The following is a 15,601-nucleotide window of genomic DNA, read 5'->3' on the forward strand; positions in this document are numbered from 1 at the left end:
TTATGATGATGATCTAGCCGATCTCGCGGCGGTCATCAATCACCTTGCCGTCATTCGGTAAACTTCCCGGGGCGCACCATTCGACGGTGCCGCGCAGTTTCAACACATCTCGGATGGCATCATCGATGCCGGAAATATCACTTTCGCTGGATTCAAACTGGATATGCATCTGATCCGATGAGCCGTCATGGCTTACGGTGACGCGGGCCTTGCTGATAGCGTCAAAGCGGGCAACAAGCAGGGCGACCTGTTCAGGGCGGACAAACATCCCCTTGACCTTGGTGGCCTGATCGGCGCGGCCGCGCCAGCCGACAATCCGCAGATTGGTCCTCCCGCAAGGGCTTTCTCCCGGCAAAACAGCCGAAAGATCGCCGGTGGCAAGGCGGATCATCGGAAAGTCGGGATTAAGGCTGGTGACCAGAACTTCGCCGATCTCCCCGGCCGGAACAGGATTGCCGGTGCCCGGGGTGACGATTTCAACGATCACCCCTTCATCGACGATCATCCCTTCCATCGCCTCGCTCTCATAGGCAATATGGCCGACATCCGCCGTGCCATAACACTGCAGGCAGGTGATGCCGCGGTTTTTATATTCTTCCCTGAGCGCCGGGAAGAGCGGCCCACCACTCACCGCGGCTTTCGTAACCTTGCTCATGTCAAGGCCCATCTCCTCGCCTTTTTCGAGGATGGCTTTGAGGTAGTCCGGCGTGCCGGCATACACATCGACGCCAAGATCAGACATGGCAGCTGCCTGCATTTCCGTCTGCCCGGTGCCGGCAGGAAAGACGGTGGCGCCAACAGCATGGGCCGCGCTTTCAAACATCATCCCGGCCGGGGTGAAATGATAGGCAAAACAGTTCTGCACAATATGGCCGCGCCCAACCCCGAGCGCATGAAGAAAGCGGCCAAAACGCCACCAGTCCCGGCCGCGCATCCCCGGCTCATAGATCGGCCCAGGGGACTGGAACACATGATCGATATCCGCCATCTCACGGCCGATGAAATCCTTGAGTGGCAGTGGCTCACCGGGGCTGTGCATCATCCGGCCCTTGCGCAGGACAGGGAGTGAAGCCAGGCTTGCCGCATCGATGATACGTCCGGCCTCAACCCCCTTCAGGCTTTCGGTATAGCCGGGGATGTTTTCCTGCGCATGACGGATGAGCGGGGGAAGGGCAGATGCCATGTCTTCGGCCCGCGCCGCCGTGCTCCGGGTTTCAAGCGTATCAAAATACTGGCTGTTCTCTTGTGTCATCTAGCTGAGCCATCTCTTGCGCCGGCGATACGATCTCACGTCGCGGAAGGATTTCCGGCCTTCATCCGACATGCCGAGATAGAATTCCTTCACATCCGGATTTTCGCGCAATTCCGCCGCCGGTCCATCCATCACCACCCGGCCGTTTTCAAGGATATAGCCGTAATGGGCAAAACGAAGCGCGATATTGGTATTCTGTTCTGCGAGGAGGAAGGAAACACCTTCCTTTTCGTTAAGATCTTTCACGATATTGAAAATTTCCTCGACCAGCTGCGGGGCCAGGCCCATCGAAGGCTCATCAAGAAGGACAGTTTCCGGCATCGACATGAGGGCGCGGCCGATTGCGCACATTTGCTGCTCCCCGCCGGACGTGTATCCGGCCTGGGACTTGCGGCGTTCCTTCAGCCGCGGGAAATAGGTGTAGACACGTTCAAGCTCGGCGTTGATATCCCCGCGGCTGGCCTTGCGCGTGAAGGCACCGGTCAGAAGATTTTCTTCAATCGTCAGATGTTCAAAGCAATGGCGGCCTTCCATGACCTGAATGACGCCCTTGCGGACAAGTGTTGCCGGATCAAGATCAGCCACTGGCTGACCGCGATATCGGATCGATCCCTTGGTGACTTCCCCGCGCTCGGAATGAAGAAGATTGGAAATGGCTTTGAGTGTTGTTGTCTTGCCGGCGCCGTTGCCGCCAAGAAGGGCCGTGATCCCGCCTTTCGGCACGGTCAGCGACACGCCTTTCAGCACCAGAATGACGTGGTTGTAAATCACTTCGATATTATTGACATCGAGCAGGGTTTCCTGATTTTCGGGCATCGGAGTTGTCGCTGTCATGTCTCGGCCTTTAAATCTGTTCCATCATGAATGAATTAAGGCCCGGCCCCCGGGAAGAGGGCCGGGTTTTTGATCAGGTCAGCAACGTTCGGCGATGTTGTTTTCCGCCGCGTAAGCTGCGCTGTCTTCCTGGATCAGGGCATTGATGACATCGGTGTCGGTTGGCTTGAAGTCCGAGATCAGCTTCCAGGTGCCGCTTGACGCATCCCACTGCTGAACTGCGGCCAGACCCGGGCCACCATGGTTTTCACAGGAAACCTTGAAACTCGGACCGAAATTCGGCATGCCGAGTTCGGTCATGCGGGCTTCGGTGATCTCAAGTGCTTCCATCCCGTTGCGCATGTCGGCGGCGGTGATGTCAGCCTTGCCTGAAATCTTCTGGGCGTTGCGGGCAGCTTCGGCTGCAAGCATCGCCGCATACATGCCCCGGTTGTAGAGGACCGTACCCATCTGATCACCGGCACCGGCAGCCTTGCCCGCGTCGTAGACATATTTTTTCAGATCGCCATAAACGGGGTAGTCGTCGCCGACATTGTGCATGTTCAGGGCCTTGTAGCCATTGGCCGCGGCACCCACCGGGCGGACGTCATTTTCAGACCCGGACCACCATACGCCGATGAAGTTTTCCATCGGGAAACGGATATTGGCCGCTTCCTGTATAGCGGTCGGGTTCATCACGCCCCAGCCCCACATGGCAACATAATCCGGCTTCTCGCGGCGGATCTGAAGCCATTGGGACTTCTGTTCCTGACCGGGGTGATCCACCGGCAGAAGGGTGAGGTTGAAGCCGTGCTTTTTGGACAACTCTTCGAGCGTCCGGATCGGCTCCTTGCCATAGGCGGAGTTATGATAGACAAGCGCCAGTGACTTGCCCTTGATATTGCCGCCGTTGATTTCCAGCAGGTGATTGACCACCGCCGAAGCCCCGTTCCAGTAGTTGGCCGGATAGTTGAAGACATGGCTGAACACCTTGCCGTTGGCAGCCGACGTCCGGCCATAGCCCATGGAGTGGATGGGGATACCATCTGCGGTGGCTTTCGGGATCAGCTGGTAGGTGATGCCGGTGGAAAGCGGCTGATATACCAGCGAGCCCATGCCCTTGGTGGATTCGTAGCATTCCACGCCTTTTTCGGTGTTGTAGCCGGTTTCACATTCGACCACGTTGATCGGAACGCCGCCAATGCCGCCATCCCGCTCGTTCAACAGGGTGAAATAGTCCGCATAGCCATCGGCAAACGGGATGCCGTTTGCGGCATAAGGACCTGTCCGGTAGCTCAGCGACGGGAAGACAAGATCTGCCATTACCGGGCCTGCCATCGTGACAGCCATGGCTCCCGCCATCATCAGTGTCTTGAGTTTCATGTTGATTCCTCCATTAGTTCAACATTTTCGCCGCCTGAAGCAGCAGTTGCAATGACCCGATCAGTGCGGAAAGGGCCAGAGTCTCAGTTTTTCCTTGATAATCCGCCACAGCATTGCCAGCCCATGAGGCTCGACAATAAGGAAGAAGATGATCAGGAAACCTACAATCACGAATTCAAAATGCGCCGCAATATCGGTGGCCCAGCCAAACTGCCCCACCATGATATTCTTGAGAAGCACCGGCAAGAGCACCATGAATGCCGCCCCGGCAAAAGAGCCGAACATCGAGCCAAGCCCGCCGATGATGATCATGAAGAGCACAAGAAACGATTTCTGGATGCCGAAGACCTCACCGACTTCCACGGCGCCAAGATATACCGAAAACAGCAAGGCGCCGGCGATCCCGACATAAAATGAACTCACCCCGAAGGCGGTAAGTTTGGCCATCAGCGGGTTGACGCCAATGATCTCGGCCGCGATATCCATATCCCGGATCGCCATCCAGCGACGACCGGTGGACCCGCGTGTCATGTTCCTGGCCAGAAGGGCCAAGACCACAAGAAAGCTCAGGCAGAAAATATAGATCGTGACCGGCGACGCATTGGGCCCGGTGACGATATACCCGAAAATCTCCCGCTCCGGGGCGTTGATCTGGCCAGAAGCGGAATTATTGTAAAACCACGGCACCTTGTTGAAGAGCCAGACAAGAAAGAACTGGGCGGCCAGCGTCGCCACGGCCAGATAAAAGCCCTTGATGCGCAGGCTTGGCAACCCGAACACAATCCCCACCATGGCGGTGATACCGCCGGAAAGAAGGATGCAGACGACGATGCTCATTTCAGGGAAAGCGGTCATGAGCTTGTAGCAGGCATAGGCCCCCACCGCCATGAACCCGCCGGAACCCAGCGACACCTGGCCGCAATATCCCGTCAGGATGTTGAGCCCGATCGCGGCAATCGAATAGATCAGAAAGGGCAGAAATACCGCATTGGCCCAGTAATCGTTAATGGCAAAGGGCACAACCAGAAAGGCCGCAAGAATTGCCACCGCGAAAGCCACGCGATCAAACAGAATGGGGAATGTCTGCTGATCCGACCGATAGGATGTTTTGAAATCACCCGCCTCACGATACAGCATGGCTAGACCCTCTCAATGATCTTTTCGCCGAACAGCCCCTGGGGACGGAAGACAAGGAAAACCAGTGCCAGCATATAGGCAAACCAGTTTTCCGTGGCCCCGCCCAGAAACGGTGCGCCGATCAGAAATTCAAACATTTTTTCACCAACCCCGATGATCAACCCGCCGATAATCGCCCCCGGGATTGACGTAAACCCGCCCAGCATCAGGACGGGCAAGGCTTTCAGCGCGATCAGCGACAGCGAGAACTGGACGCCGGATTTCGACCCCCACATGATCCCGGCCACCAGCGCGACAAAACCTGCAATGCCCCACACGATCACCCAGATCCCGCGAAGTGAGATCCCCACCGAAAGCGCGGCCTGATGATCATCGGCAACAGCCCTGAGGGCGCGGCCCATTTTGGTGTATTGGGAGAAGATCACAAGCCCTGCCACCAGCACCGTTGCAATGACCGTGGCATAGATATCGAGCGTATCGAGATAAAAGCCGTAGAAATCATCCCCGCCAAGGAAGGCGGTGTTTTCCTCAATCCAGAAATTGCCGCCTTGCGGGATGCCGACATCAAGTTTCTTGACATCCGAGCCCCACATGAGGTCACCAAAGCCTTCCATGAAATAGGCAAGGCCGATGGTGGCCATGAAAAGGATGATCGGCTCCTGGTTGACGAGATGCTTGAGGATCAGTTTTTCCACCAGCACGGCAAAGACAACCATGACCAGAAGCGCGAACAGGATGGCGAGAAAAGCAGGCAGGTGCCAGCCGAAATGATGCACTTCGGTGCCGAAAACGGCGTTGATCAGATGGGCAAAGGGTATCTGGCCATCCTGAAAGCCGACAAGCGTCAGCGCCGCGAACAGCGCCATCACCCCCTGGGCATAGTTGAAAATACCGGAAGCCTTGAAGATCAAGACAAATCCGAGGGCCACAAGGGAATACATCACCCCGGCCATCAGCCCGTTGATGAAAACTTCCATGCCGAAATAAAATTCAGCACCCATAATATTGTCCTCTCATCCTTTGGCCCCACATTCTCGGGCCCCACATCATCGGGCAGAAGAAAGACGATCTAGTCATGAGATACCCCGAGATAGGCGTCAATCACGTCCTGGTTGGATCGAACTTCTGCCGGCGTGCCATCGCCGATTTTCCTGCCATAATCCATGACGACAACGCGATCGGCGATATCCATCACGACGCCCATGTCGTGTTCGATCAGCACGATCGTGGTGCCGAATTCCTCATTAACATCGAGAATGAAGCGTGACATATCCTCTTTCTCTTCGATGTTCATCCCGGCCATCGGCTCATCAAGCAGGAGAAGAGAGGGTTCGGCCGCCAGCGCGCGCCCAAGTTCAACCCGTTTCTGCAAGCCGTAGGGAAGACGTCCTACCGGGGTCTTCCGGATCGACTGAATTTCAAGAAAATCGATAATATGTTCAACAAACTCGCGATTGGCGATCTCCTCTTTTTCCGCCGCGCCCTTCCAGAGCATTTCGGTGAAGAGGGTTGATTTCATGTGAGTGAGCCGCCCGGTCATGATATTGTCCAGCGTCGTCATCCCCTTGAAGAGGGCAATGTTCTGGAAGGTCCGGGCAATGCCCTGATGCGCGATCTGATAGGGTTTTAGCGATTTGCGGCGTTCCCCATGAAACCAGATTTCACCTTCCTGGGGATGATAAAACCCGTTGATGACATTGAGCATCGAGGATTTGCCGGCCCCGTTCGGCCCGATGATCGCCCGGATTTCTCCTTCGAGGATATCAAAGGAAATATCACGGATTGCCACCACCCCGCCAAAGCGCAGGGTGATGTTCTTCATTTCCATGACCTTGCCGCCGATGAGCCGGCCATCGGGGGTCATGGTCTTGCCTGCTGGAATGGCTGTGGTTGTTGCGGTTGCTGGTGTTGTCATGCGGCGGTTCTTGTCACGTTGATGGTGGCGGCGGCCCGGATTTCAAGCGTTGCAGCGATGGAACCCTTGCTGCCATCCTCATAAGTCACTTCGGTTTTGGTATAAATGGATGCTGAACCGTTGTAGAGCGCCTCGATCAGGTCACCATATTTATCGGCAATGATGTTGCGGCGAACCTTGCGGGTGCGGGTCAGCTCCCCGTCATCGGCGTCAAGTTCCTTATGCAGGATCAGAAACCGGTGGATCTGGCAGCCTGCCAGCATCTCATCTTCAGCAAGCGACGCGTTGACCTCTTCGACATGGCTCTGGATGGTGGCGTAGACCTGGGGCAGGGCGGCGAGTTCCTGATAGGAGCCATAGGCGATATTGTTGCGTTCCGCCCAGTTTCCCACCGCCTGAAGATCGATATTGATAAACGCCGTGCATTCATCGCGGTTGTCACCAAAGATCACGGCTTCGAGGATGTTGGGGTAGAATTTCAGCTTGTTTTCAACATATTTGGGGGCAAACAGGCTGCCGTTCTTCATCTTGCCGACATCCTTGGCGCGGTCGATGATGCGCAGATGGCCGCTTTCCTTTTCGATGAAGCCCGCATCCCCCGTGGCAACCCAGCCTTCCTTGTCTTTCGTCTTTTTCGTGCTGGCCGGATTTTTGTAATATTCAACAAACGTGCCGGGGGAGCGATAATGCACCTCACCGTTGTCGTCGATGCGGATTTCAACCCCCGGGGTCGGGATGCCCACCGTATCGGACCGCACCTGACCATCGGGATGCTGGGTGATGAAGACGCTGGCTTCGGTCTGGCCGTAAAGCTGCTTGAGATTGATTCCAAGCGAGCGATAAAACTCAAAGATCTCGGGGCCGATAGCCTCACCTGCGGTGTATCCGACCCGAACCTTTGACAGGCCGAGTGTGTTTTTAAGCGGACCATAAACAAGAATGCCGCCGAGCCGGTATTTGAACCGGTCCATGAAGCCGACCTCCTCGCCATCGAGGATTGAGCCGCCGACGCGCCTTGCGTGGTCCATGAAATAATTGAAGATACGCTGCTTGAAGGTGCCGGCATCTTCCATCCGGATCAGCACGGTGGTCAGCACGGTTTCAAAATACCTTGGCGGCGCAAAGAAATAGCTGGGCCCGATTTCGCGCAGATCATGCTGCATCGTGTCCGTGGATTCCGGGCAGTTGACGCAAAAGCCGCACCAGCTCGCCTGACCGATCGAAAAGATGAAATCCCCCACCCAGGCCATGGGCAGATAAGCGAGCACGCTGTCGGTTGCGCGCAGGCCATCGAAATCACTCGACGATCGGGAGGTGGAAATCACGTTGTGATGCGAAAGCACAACCCCCTTGGGCTGGCCGGTTGTCCCGGATGTGTAGAGCATCGCGCAGGTACTGTCCCCATGCTGGCTTTCCATTCGGCGTTTGAGTTCCGCCTGATGCTTGCCCCGGGTTTCCCGACCGAGTTCCTGGAGGACGGAATATTTGCACAGGCGCACATGGTCATATTTGCGCATGCCCCGCGGGTCTATGTAGATGACCCATTCGAGATCCTTGAGCTGGTCCTGAATTTCAAGAACCTTGTCAACCTGCTCCTGGTTTTCGGCAATGATGAACCTGGCGTTGCAATGCTGCAGCACAAAGGCCATCTCGGTTGCAACGGAATCCTGATAGATCGGAACCGGAACAGCCCCGGCGGACTGGGCTGAAATCATGGCCCAGTAAAAATATGGTCTGTTGCGGCCGATCAGGGCAATATGATCGCCTTCGTTCAACCCAAGTTCGATGAGGCCGAGTGCAAGAGCGTCAATGGCTTCACCGGATTCCTTCCAGGTCCAGCTTTGCCAGATGCCGAATTCCTTTTCGCGATAGGCGGCTTGATCCGGAATCCGGCTAACGTGATGGGCAATAAGCTTCGGGACCGTATCAAGGTTGCCTTTAGCCACATCATCCGGACGCGTGCCTGCGTCAGTCATCCGCAATCTCCCTGCCCTAATTCCAATTTGCTTGGATTGTTCCTGTTTTCCAATTAGGTTAACATCCAGTCTGACCTTGTAAATAGGTCTTCGCAAATTTTCTTGCCTCTGGCGGATATGATAAAGACCTTCCCGACACCTGAGGCCAGGGGTTGAATTTTCTGGAGAATGCCGTGATTGAGAACCCCCTGTACTCTTCCTCGCTGACGTTGCCGCTTATTGTCGCACCCATGTTCCTGTCGTCGGGACCTGAACTGGTGACCGCCTGCTGCCGTGCCGGTGTCGTCGGCACGTTCCCGGCCCATAATCAGCGCACCACCGAAGGTTTCGGGGAATGGCTCGAGGCAATCGAGGGGAATCTTGCGGCTTTCGAGCGTGAAAGCGGATGCAGGCCTGCCCCTTACGGTGTCAACCTTATCGTCCACCGGTCTAATGCCAAACTTGAGGATGAACTTGCGCTCTGCGTCAAACATGAAGTGCCGATCATCATCACATCCCTTGGCGCGGTCAGTGATCTGGTGGATGCGGTCCATGGGTATGGCGGTATCGTTCTTCATGACGTGATCAGCCTGCGCCATGCCCGCAAAGCGGCGGCGGCCGGAGTTGACGGGCTGATTGCTGTTTCAGCAGGTGCCGGCGGGCATACCGGCCAGGCCAATCCTTTCGCGCTGGTGCATGAAATACGGGCCTTTTTCGACGGGCATATTGTTTTGTCCGGGTCTCTCTCCAGCGGAGCGGATGTTGCCGCAGCGCAGGTGATGGGGGCGGATTACGCCTATATGGGGACACGTTTCATCGCCACACGCGAGTCCATGTCAGCCGAAGAATATAAGGACATGATCGTGGCCGCGACTGCCGCCGATATCGTCAGCACCAAGGCGGTGACCGGCGTGAATGCAAATTTCATCGCCCAGAGTCTGGAAAAGGCCGGGATTGATATCGATTCCCTGCCGGAACATGGCGAGATGGATATCAACGCCGAACTGGGCGAAGCATTGAAGGAATCCAATACAGCAAAGCCCTGGCGAGATATATGGTCTGCTGGCCACGGGGTCGGCAGTGTCGAGGATGTTCCCGGGGTTGAGGAACTGGTGCAACGGCTCAAAGGTGAATATCTTGAAGCCGTCGAAGCCCAGCGCGCCCGCGCCCGGGCCTATGGAGGCGACGGATGCTGAACGCCTTTGTCTTCAACGCCGATGCCCGCGCAACCTACAGGCGCGGTATCCGTGGGGCGGCGTGGTGATGAAACCGAAACCGCCACCCGGGCGTGAAGATCGCCAGCGCCGCCTGATGGGGCCTGTTCTGGATGTGTTCGACCATCTGCATGGCAAGGGCTGGGTCACGCTGATCGGCATTGTTGCGCTGATCGTGCTGGTGGTGATGTCCTTCTGGCCGGGGATCTGACTTGATCGGCAAGGATGCCGGTTCCAGCCTCAGGGCTGAACGGCGAAAAGTGCAACCGCGGCGGCGTTGGAAACATTGAGGGATTCCGCATCATCATCAATCGGGATGCGCACCAGCAGATCCGCGCGTTCAGTCGTCAGCCGTCTGAGGCCCTTGCCTTCGGCGCCAAGCACGAGACCAAGCCGTTGTTCGGTGGCGAGGTGCTGGATCGGGGTTGTCCCCTGGGCGGTGAGTCCGGCAATTGTAAACCCGTGATCCTTCAGCTTTTCCATCGCCTGGGCAAGGTTGGTCACGCGAATGAGCGGAATATGTTCTGCCGCGCCTGAGGCGGCTCTGAGCATGGTCGCGTTTTCTTCCGGGCAATGGCGGTCGGTGGTGATGATTGCCGCCGCGCGAAACGCCCGGGCAGATCGCATGATCGCGCCGATATTCCGGGTGTCGGTGATCTGATCGAGGAGCAGCACGAGCGGCCGTTCAGGCAGGTCCTGACCCAGCCAGTCATCAAGATGCGGGGCCGCAAGCGGGGCGGCGATGACGATAACGCCCTGATGGACGGCTTTATCCTCGCTATCAAGGCTCGCGGCCATGGTGATCTTGTCCATCATTATCGGGGCGGGATGCGAGGCCTCGAGTTCAAGCGACTGAAACCATTCAGTATGGCCCGGGTCCAGATATATCGCCGAAATACGGCGTTTCGGGTTGCACAAGGCAGACAAGGCGGCATGACGCCCCCAGATCATGACCTTGCCTGGGGGGCAGGAAATCATCCGCTCGGGCAGGGTTTTTTGTCTCTTCTCCGGCGTTGCGGAGGAGGTGCCCGACCTTGTGGGCGGGCGTTTCTGGCGGCGTGATTTCATATCGCCGGGTTTCGCATTGGCCCGGGGATGGGTTCTGGTGTGCTTATTTTTTCGCATTATCTGGTGACTTTCATATTGACAAAACCGCTGGGCTTTCCTACCACGCTTGACCATGGACTCGTATCGGATGCCCGCAGATTGTATCACAGGGTTTTCCGGAGAGTTCAAACATTTATGGTGGGGTGGCCGAGTGGTTAAAGGCAGCAGACTGTAAATCTGCCCGCGTAGCGTACGTAGGTTCGAATCCTACCCCCACCACCACTTTTACGACCGGGCAGATCAAGAGCTGCCAGTGCATACACCTGAAGGAGAAACAGGGCGATGTCGAAGGAAAAGTTTGATCGAAGCAAGCCGCATGTAAACATCGGCACGATAGGGCACGTTGACCATGGCAAGACGACGCTGACGGCGGCGATCACGAAGGTGATGGCGGAATCCGGAGGTGCGGAGTTTCAGGCGTATGACCAGATTGACAAGGCGCCCGAAGAGCGCGCTCGCGGTATCACGATATCGACGGCACATGTTGAGTATGAGACGTCCAATCGTCATTATGCGCATGTTGACTGCCCGGGTCACGCGGATTACGTGAAGAACATGATCACGGGTGCGGCGCAGATGGATGGAGCGATCCTTGTTGTATCCGCGGCGGATGGACCGATGCCGCAGACGCGTGAGCACATTCTCCTGGCGCGTCAGGTAGGTGTTCCGGCGCTTGTTGTGTTCATGAACAAGACCGATCAGGTTGACGATGAGGAGTTGTTGGAGCTGGTTGAGCTTGAGATCAGGGAGCTTCTGTCGAGCTATGATTTCCCTGGAGACGATATTCCGATCGTGAAGGGTTCGGCGCTTGCGGCGCTTGAAGGGACGAATGATGCGATCGGGAAATCGGCGATCGAGGAGTTGATGGCGGCGGTAGATGGGTATATTCCGCAGCCGGATCGTCCGAAGGATCAGCCGTTCCTGATGCCGATCGAGGATGTGTTCTCGATTTCGGGTCGCGGGACGGTGGTGACGGGCCGTATCGAGCGTGGCATGGTGAAGGTCGGCGAAGAGATCGAGATTGTCGGGATCAAGGCGACGGAGAAGACGACCTGCACGGGTGTTGAGATGTTCCGGAAGCTGCTGGATCAGGGCGAGGCCGGAGACAATGTCGGGGTTCTGCTTCGTGGCACGAAGCGTGAGGAAGTTGAGCGCGGGCAGGTTCTGGCGGCGCCCGGATCGATCACGCCGCATACGGAGTTCAAGGCGGAAGCGTATATCCTGACGAAGGATGAAGGTGGACGTCATACGCCGTTTTTCTCGAACTATCGTCCGCAGTTTTATTTCCGGACGACGGATGTGACGGGATCGGTGACACTGCCGGAAGGGACGGAGATGGTGATGCCCGGGGACAATATTGCGATGACGGTAGAGCTGATCGCGCCGATCGCGATGGATGAAGGTCTTCGCTTTGCCATCCGCGAAGGTGGCCGTACCGTCGGCGCCGGCGTCGTCTCAAGCATCGTTAAGTAGGTGCGAATAGGAGTGTAGCTCAATTGGTAGAGCACCGGTCTCCAAAACCGGGGGCTGGGGGTTCGAGTCCCTCCACTCCTGCCACGAATACAAAAAACCCCGGGGCAATTCCCCGGGGTTTTTTTGATCTGATAAGCTAAGCTTTTTCTAATCATAATAAAAAATTAACTTTTTAACTTCTATGCCATGGGTTGATCTGTCCGTGGGAAGGGTTTGCATTCTGTTGGAATTATGCGCTCATTATATTGTGCTATAACAGGTGGGGAAGGGGGGCCGTTCAGTGAAAAAAATCGTGTTTTGTTCACTTTAAATTAACCAATTTATCGTAGCCTGAACATCAAGTCTGTTTCAGCAGTATCACCAGATATTGACTATAAGCTGTGGTTTTTGAAGTTGTGGATTTTGGCGTCAGATGTTGTTTCGTGATGGTTGTTGGCGGATTTGTGATGAGATCAGCACGAACAAAACACAGGATGCAAGACCATGCCAAACGAGATGAACCACCCCGCCCGCCAATCCTCCACCCACCTGTTTCAATCCAGGTTGCCGGAAGCCTTCAGGCATCGGCGCCGGGGCGACGGGATGATATCGGTATTCGTGTGGACAGCAGGCGGGCTTGTGCTGGCGGCGTGTTCAGGTGGGCGTAGTAGCGATATGGATGCTGGCGGTCTCCCTGCCAGCGTGGATGATGCTGGCAGGATAAGGGTGGCAGATCAGGGGTCTGGCTATGTGGATGATAATGGCGACGGGCTTCTGGCGGAGAACGCTTCAATCCGGGTCGAGATCGGGGCGCTGAGCCATGAGATCTCGAGTCAGGTGAATTTCGAGCTGACGAAGGACGAGAATGACGATTTCCTGGAAGACAACGCGGATTTTGAGATCTCTTCAGGCACCCTCTATTACACCGGCAATGCATCCGGAGATTTCGAGACGGGGAATACGCTGACGGTATTGATCACCTCGACGGATGAGAATAACGAGAACGAGATCACGGAGAATTACCTTATCTATCTTGCGGACGCGGATGATCTGCCGATGTTTGGTGCCTCGTCCTATAGGTTCATGCTGGCGGAGAACACCGATGGCAGCGGCGGGGCGGTGGCGATCGGCACAGTCGGGGCGAGTGACGAGGATACCGGGGACAGCCTGCTCACCTATCGGTTTGCTGACGGGGAGCAGAGTTCCGGAGATTTCCGGATTGATGCGAGCACAGGTCAGATCAGCTATGCAGGTTCAGGTGTGGATTTCGAAGGGGCAACCACGAGCTTTGATCTGATAGTGGAGGCGGCACCCACGGGGAGTGGGACGGGCACCCTGACGGCGACAGCGGCGGTCACGGTGACGGTGACGGATGCGGATGACGCGCCGACGGCGATGACGCTTTCGGCGAGCACGGCAAGCGTGGCGGAAGGCACGACTGCGGCGCGGGAACTTGCGGTAATCACGTTTACCGATGACGGGTTGGGGATGAACACGGCGACGGTGAGTGACGAGACGCGGTTTGAGATCAGGAATGGCACGCAACTGTGGCTGAAGGCAGGAGTTGATCTGGATTATGAGACGAACACCAGCCATACGGTGACGGTGACGGCGAGCGTGACCGGATCAGGGAGTGCACCAGCCGCACAGGTCTTCACGCTGAATGTGACGGACGTGAATGACGAAGCACCGGGGATTACCTCGGGCGGGACGGGCACGGCGATTGTGGAGGAAACGGAAGCTTCGGCCAGCATGGTGGCCTACACGGCGACAGGCACTTATGATGTGACGCCGATCACCTGGTCCTTGTCGGGAGGGGGTGATTTCGAGATCGACGCCAGCACCGGGGAAGTGACGCTCACGGAGCCCATCATACCGGACCATGAGACGCAAGACAGCTACACATTCACGGTTCGGGCGACGTCGGGCAGTTTCACCACCAATCAGGAGGTGACCATCGCGGTGACGGACGTGGATGAAGCGCCGACGGGGATCAGCCTGAGCAGTGACCGGTTCGCCTTCAGTGATACCATCATAGGCACGGTGACGGTGACAGACCCGGATGCGGGAGAGAATTACACGCCGGCAAATATCTCGCTGGGCGGGGCGGATAAAGACGTGTTTGAGGTTGTTTCCGATGGCAACGGGGGGATGGTGCTGGGTTTTGAATCGGGGCAGAAGGCAAAAAAAATAAGTTACGCGATCACGCTTATGGCGACGGATCCGGATAGCGGGGCACAGACAGCGGCAATCCCGTTCACGATCGAGCTTCGCGGGGTGAAGGTTGCAGATGAGGGGACCGGCTATGTGGATGCTAATGGCGACGGTCTCCTGGCGGAGAACGCGGATGGGAGTTCCTCTCGGGTTGAGATAGGTGAGCTTAGCCATCAGCTTTCAACGCAGGTGAATTTCGAGCTGGTGGATGGCGCGAACAACAACGCGGATTTTGAGATTTCTTCCGGCAAGCTCCATTACACAGGCAAGGATTCGGGGGATTTCGAGAAGGGAGATACACTGACGGTGCGGATCACGTCGACGGATGAGAATAACGAGAACCCGCTCACGGAACTCTACGTGATCTATCTTTCGGATGTGGCAATCACTGCCCCGGAAATAACGCAGGAGAGCATCTCTGTCGCCGCCGGGACCAATACCGGTAACGCGATCGGAACGATTTCGGCGACGGACAAGGACGGGGATTCGATTTCCTATTCCCTGCCGGTGGGGGTACAGGATAACGGCAAGTTTGAAATCGATTCCGCTACCGGGGCGCTGAAGGCCAAATCCGGGGAAATCTCATCTTATTCCAGCGGGGATCAATATAAAGTTGTTGTTCTTGCCAGCAACGATGCTTCCGTCTACCCGGATACGGCCGAGGAAAAAAGTGAAATTACCGACAGGCCTAATTTATTTGTGCATGGGCTGATTTTCACCAACACGGGGAGTGCGATCGACCCTGAAGACAACACAACCTATTCTATCTCGGAGATAGATTTCGTAACCCGCCAGACGCTTACAGCCAACCCTCCGTTTGTGGCTGTGCAAGCCAACCAAGGCTCACCAGAACTGAATATTGCGTCGCCTAGTTTTAAGCAGCTGGAGGTCAAGCTCAGCGAATTATATGATGCTGTTCAGAACACGAAAAACCATGTGGGGAGTGGCATTGCGGATATTCCCAATCTCATCCAAGCGAGCTACGCGACTGACCAGGATGGCAACGTCGTCGCAGACCCGGATTATATTTTCAATTTTAAAGATTACCCCAATGTGGAAAACCTTCTCTTCCAGGATTACGCGGTGCTGACGATTGATGTGGTTTGACCCAAGCCCTGATCTCCGGGATCAGGGCGGGGGCGGATGAGGCATCGCCGAA

Annotated in this window: 12 protein-coding genes and 2 tRNA genes; 6 read left to right on the plus strand and 8 right to left on the minus strand. The window is 56.3% G+C overall.

Annotated elements, in window-relative coordinates:
• Positions 1–13 precede the first annotated feature (13 nt).
• The 7 genes from AB8880_02955 to AB8880_02985 all read right to left on the minus strand — a co-directional run bounded on the left by AB8880_02955 (position 14) and on the right by AB8880_02985 (position 8,476).
• On the minus strand, positions 14–1,252 hold the full coding sequence (locus AB8880_02955; protein ID XDZ66372.1) for a phenylacetate--CoA ligase family protein: 1,239 nt from the start codon (positions 1,250–1,252) through the stop codon (positions 14–16).
• Complete coding sequence (locus AB8880_02960; GenBank protein ID XDZ67005.1) at positions 1,253–2,068, minus strand: ABC transporter ATP-binding protein; 816 nt, start codon at positions 2,066–2,068, stop codon at positions 1,253–1,255.
• A gap of 96 nt (positions 2,069–2,164) precedes the next feature.
• On the minus strand, positions 2,165–3,454 hold the full coding sequence (locus AB8880_02965; GenBank protein ID XDZ67006.1) for an ABC transporter substrate-binding protein: 1,290 nt from the start codon (positions 3,452–3,454) through the stop codon (positions 2,165–2,167).
• A gap of 54 nt (positions 3,455–3,508) precedes the next feature.
• A complete protein-coding gene (locus tag AB8880_02970; GenBank protein ID XDZ66373.1) occupies positions 3,509–4,585 on the minus strand; it encodes a branched-chain amino acid ABC transporter permease in 1,077 nt (358 codons plus the stop codon).
• A 2-nt stretch (positions 4,586–4,587) separates the two neighbouring features.
• A complete protein-coding gene (locus AB8880_02975) occupies positions 4,588–5,586 on the minus strand; it encodes a branched-chain amino acid ABC transporter permease (GenBank protein ID XDZ66374.1) in 999 nt (332 codons plus the stop codon).
• A gap of 68 nt (positions 5,587–5,654) precedes the next feature.
• A complete protein-coding gene (locus tag AB8880_02980; GenBank protein XDZ66375.1) occupies positions 5,655–6,500 on the minus strand; it encodes an ABC transporter ATP-binding protein in 846 nt (281 codons plus the stop codon).
• Entirely contained in the window at positions 6,497–8,476 is a 1,980-nt protein-coding gene (locus AB8880_02985; protein XDZ66376.1) for an AMP-binding protein, read from the minus strand. Before AB8880_02985 ends, AB8880_02980 begins: the two co-directional genes overlap by 4 nt.
• A gap of 173 nt (positions 8,477–8,649) precedes the next feature.
• On the opposite strand from AB8880_02985, the gene AB8880_02990 reads away from it, so the two are divergent.
• Positions 8,650–9,651 (plus strand): NAD(P)H-dependent flavin oxidoreductase, encoded by a 1,002-nt coding sequence (locus AB8880_02990; GenBank protein ID XDZ66377.1) that lies wholly within the window; start codon positions 8,650–8,652, stop codon positions 9,649–9,651.
• Between the two features lie 67 nt (positions 9,652–9,718).
• On the plus strand, positions 9,719–9,880 hold the full coding sequence (locus AB8880_02995) for a hypothetical protein (GenBank protein XDZ66378.1): 162 nt from the start codon (positions 9,719–9,721) through the stop codon (positions 9,878–9,880).
• Positions 9,881–9,909: 29 nt separating this feature from the next.
• Here AB8880_02995 and rlmB read toward each other — a convergent pair whose 3' ends face one another.
• The gene (gene rlmB, locus AB8880_03000; protein XDZ66379.1) at positions 9,910–10,794 is read right to left on the minus strand and encodes a 23S rRNA (guanosine(2251)-2'-O)-methyltransferase RlmB; all 885 of its coding nucleotides are present in this window, start codon (positions 10,792–10,794) and stop codon (positions 9,910–9,912) included.
• Positions 10,795–10,913: 119 nt separating this feature from the next.
• Between rlmB and AB8880_03005 the strand changes: the two genes are divergently transcribed.
• The 4 genes from AB8880_03005 (at position 10,914) to AB8880_03020 (ending at position 15,549) form a co-directional block, all read left to right on the plus strand.
• Positions 10,914–10,998: transfer RNA gene (locus AB8880_03005), tRNA-Tyr, on the plus strand.
• A 60-nt stretch (positions 10,999–11,058) separates the two neighbouring features.
• Entirely contained in the window at positions 11,059–12,249 is a 1,191-nt protein-coding gene (gene tuf / locus AB8880_03010) for an elongation factor Tu (protein XDZ66380.1), read from the plus strand.
• Positions 12,250–12,257: 8 nt separating this feature from the next.
• Positions 12,258–12,333 (plus strand) — tRNA-Trp (locus AB8880_03015).
• A 399-nt stretch (positions 12,334–12,732) separates the two neighbouring features.
• Positions 12,733–15,549, plus strand: coding sequence for a cadherin domain-containing protein (locus AB8880_03020; GenBank protein ID XDZ66381.1), 2,817 nt, complete (start codon positions 12,733–12,735; stop codon positions 15,547–15,549).
• Positions 15,550–15,601: the final 52 nt, after the last annotated feature.

It is taken from the genome of Alphaproteobacteria bacterium LSUCC0684 (assembly GCA_041228335.1).
Classification (GTDB): domain Bacteria; phylum Pseudomonadota; class Alphaproteobacteria; order Puniceispirillales; family UBA1172.

Excerpts from the sequence above, each read along its gene's own strand:
- AB8880_02955 (XDZ66372.1), bottom strand. The coding sequence starts at position 1,252 with ATGACACAAGAGAACAGCCAGTATTTTGATACGCTTGAAACCCGGAGC.
- AB8880_02960 (XDZ67005.1), bottom strand. The coding sequence starts at position 2,068 with ATGCCCGAAAATCAGGAAACCCTGCTCGATGTCAATAATATCGAAGTG.
- AB8880_02970 (XDZ66373.1), bottom strand. The coding sequence starts at position 4,585 with ATGCTGTATCGTGAGGCGGGTGATTTCAAAACATCCTATCGGTCGGAT.
- AB8880_02975 (XDZ66374.1), bottom strand. The coding sequence starts at position 5,586 with ATGGGTGCTGAATTTTATTTCGGCATGGAAGTTTTCATCAACGGGCTG.
- AB8880_02980 (XDZ66375.1), bottom strand. The coding sequence starts at position 6,500 with ATGACAACACCAGCAACCGCAACAACCACAGCCATTCCAGCAGGCAAG.
- AB8880_02985 (XDZ66376.1), bottom strand. The coding sequence starts at position 8,476 with ATGACTGACGCAGGCACGCGTCCGGATGATGTGGCTAAAGGCAACCTT.
- AB8880_02995 (XDZ66378.1), top strand. The coding sequence starts at position 9,719 with ATGAAACCGAAACCGCCACCCGGGCGTGAAGATCGCCAGCGCCGCCTG.
- rlmB (XDZ66379.1), bottom strand. The coding sequence starts at position 10,794 with ATGCGAAAAAATAAGCACACCAGAACCCATCCCCGGGCCAATGCGAAA.
- tuf (XDZ66380.1), top strand. The coding sequence starts at position 11,059 with ATGTCGAAGGAAAAGTTTGATCGAAGCAAGCCGCATGTAAACATCGGC.
- AB8880_03020 (XDZ66381.1), top strand. The coding sequence starts at position 12,733 with ATGCCAAACGAGATGAACCACCCCGCCCGCCAATCCTCCACCCACCTG.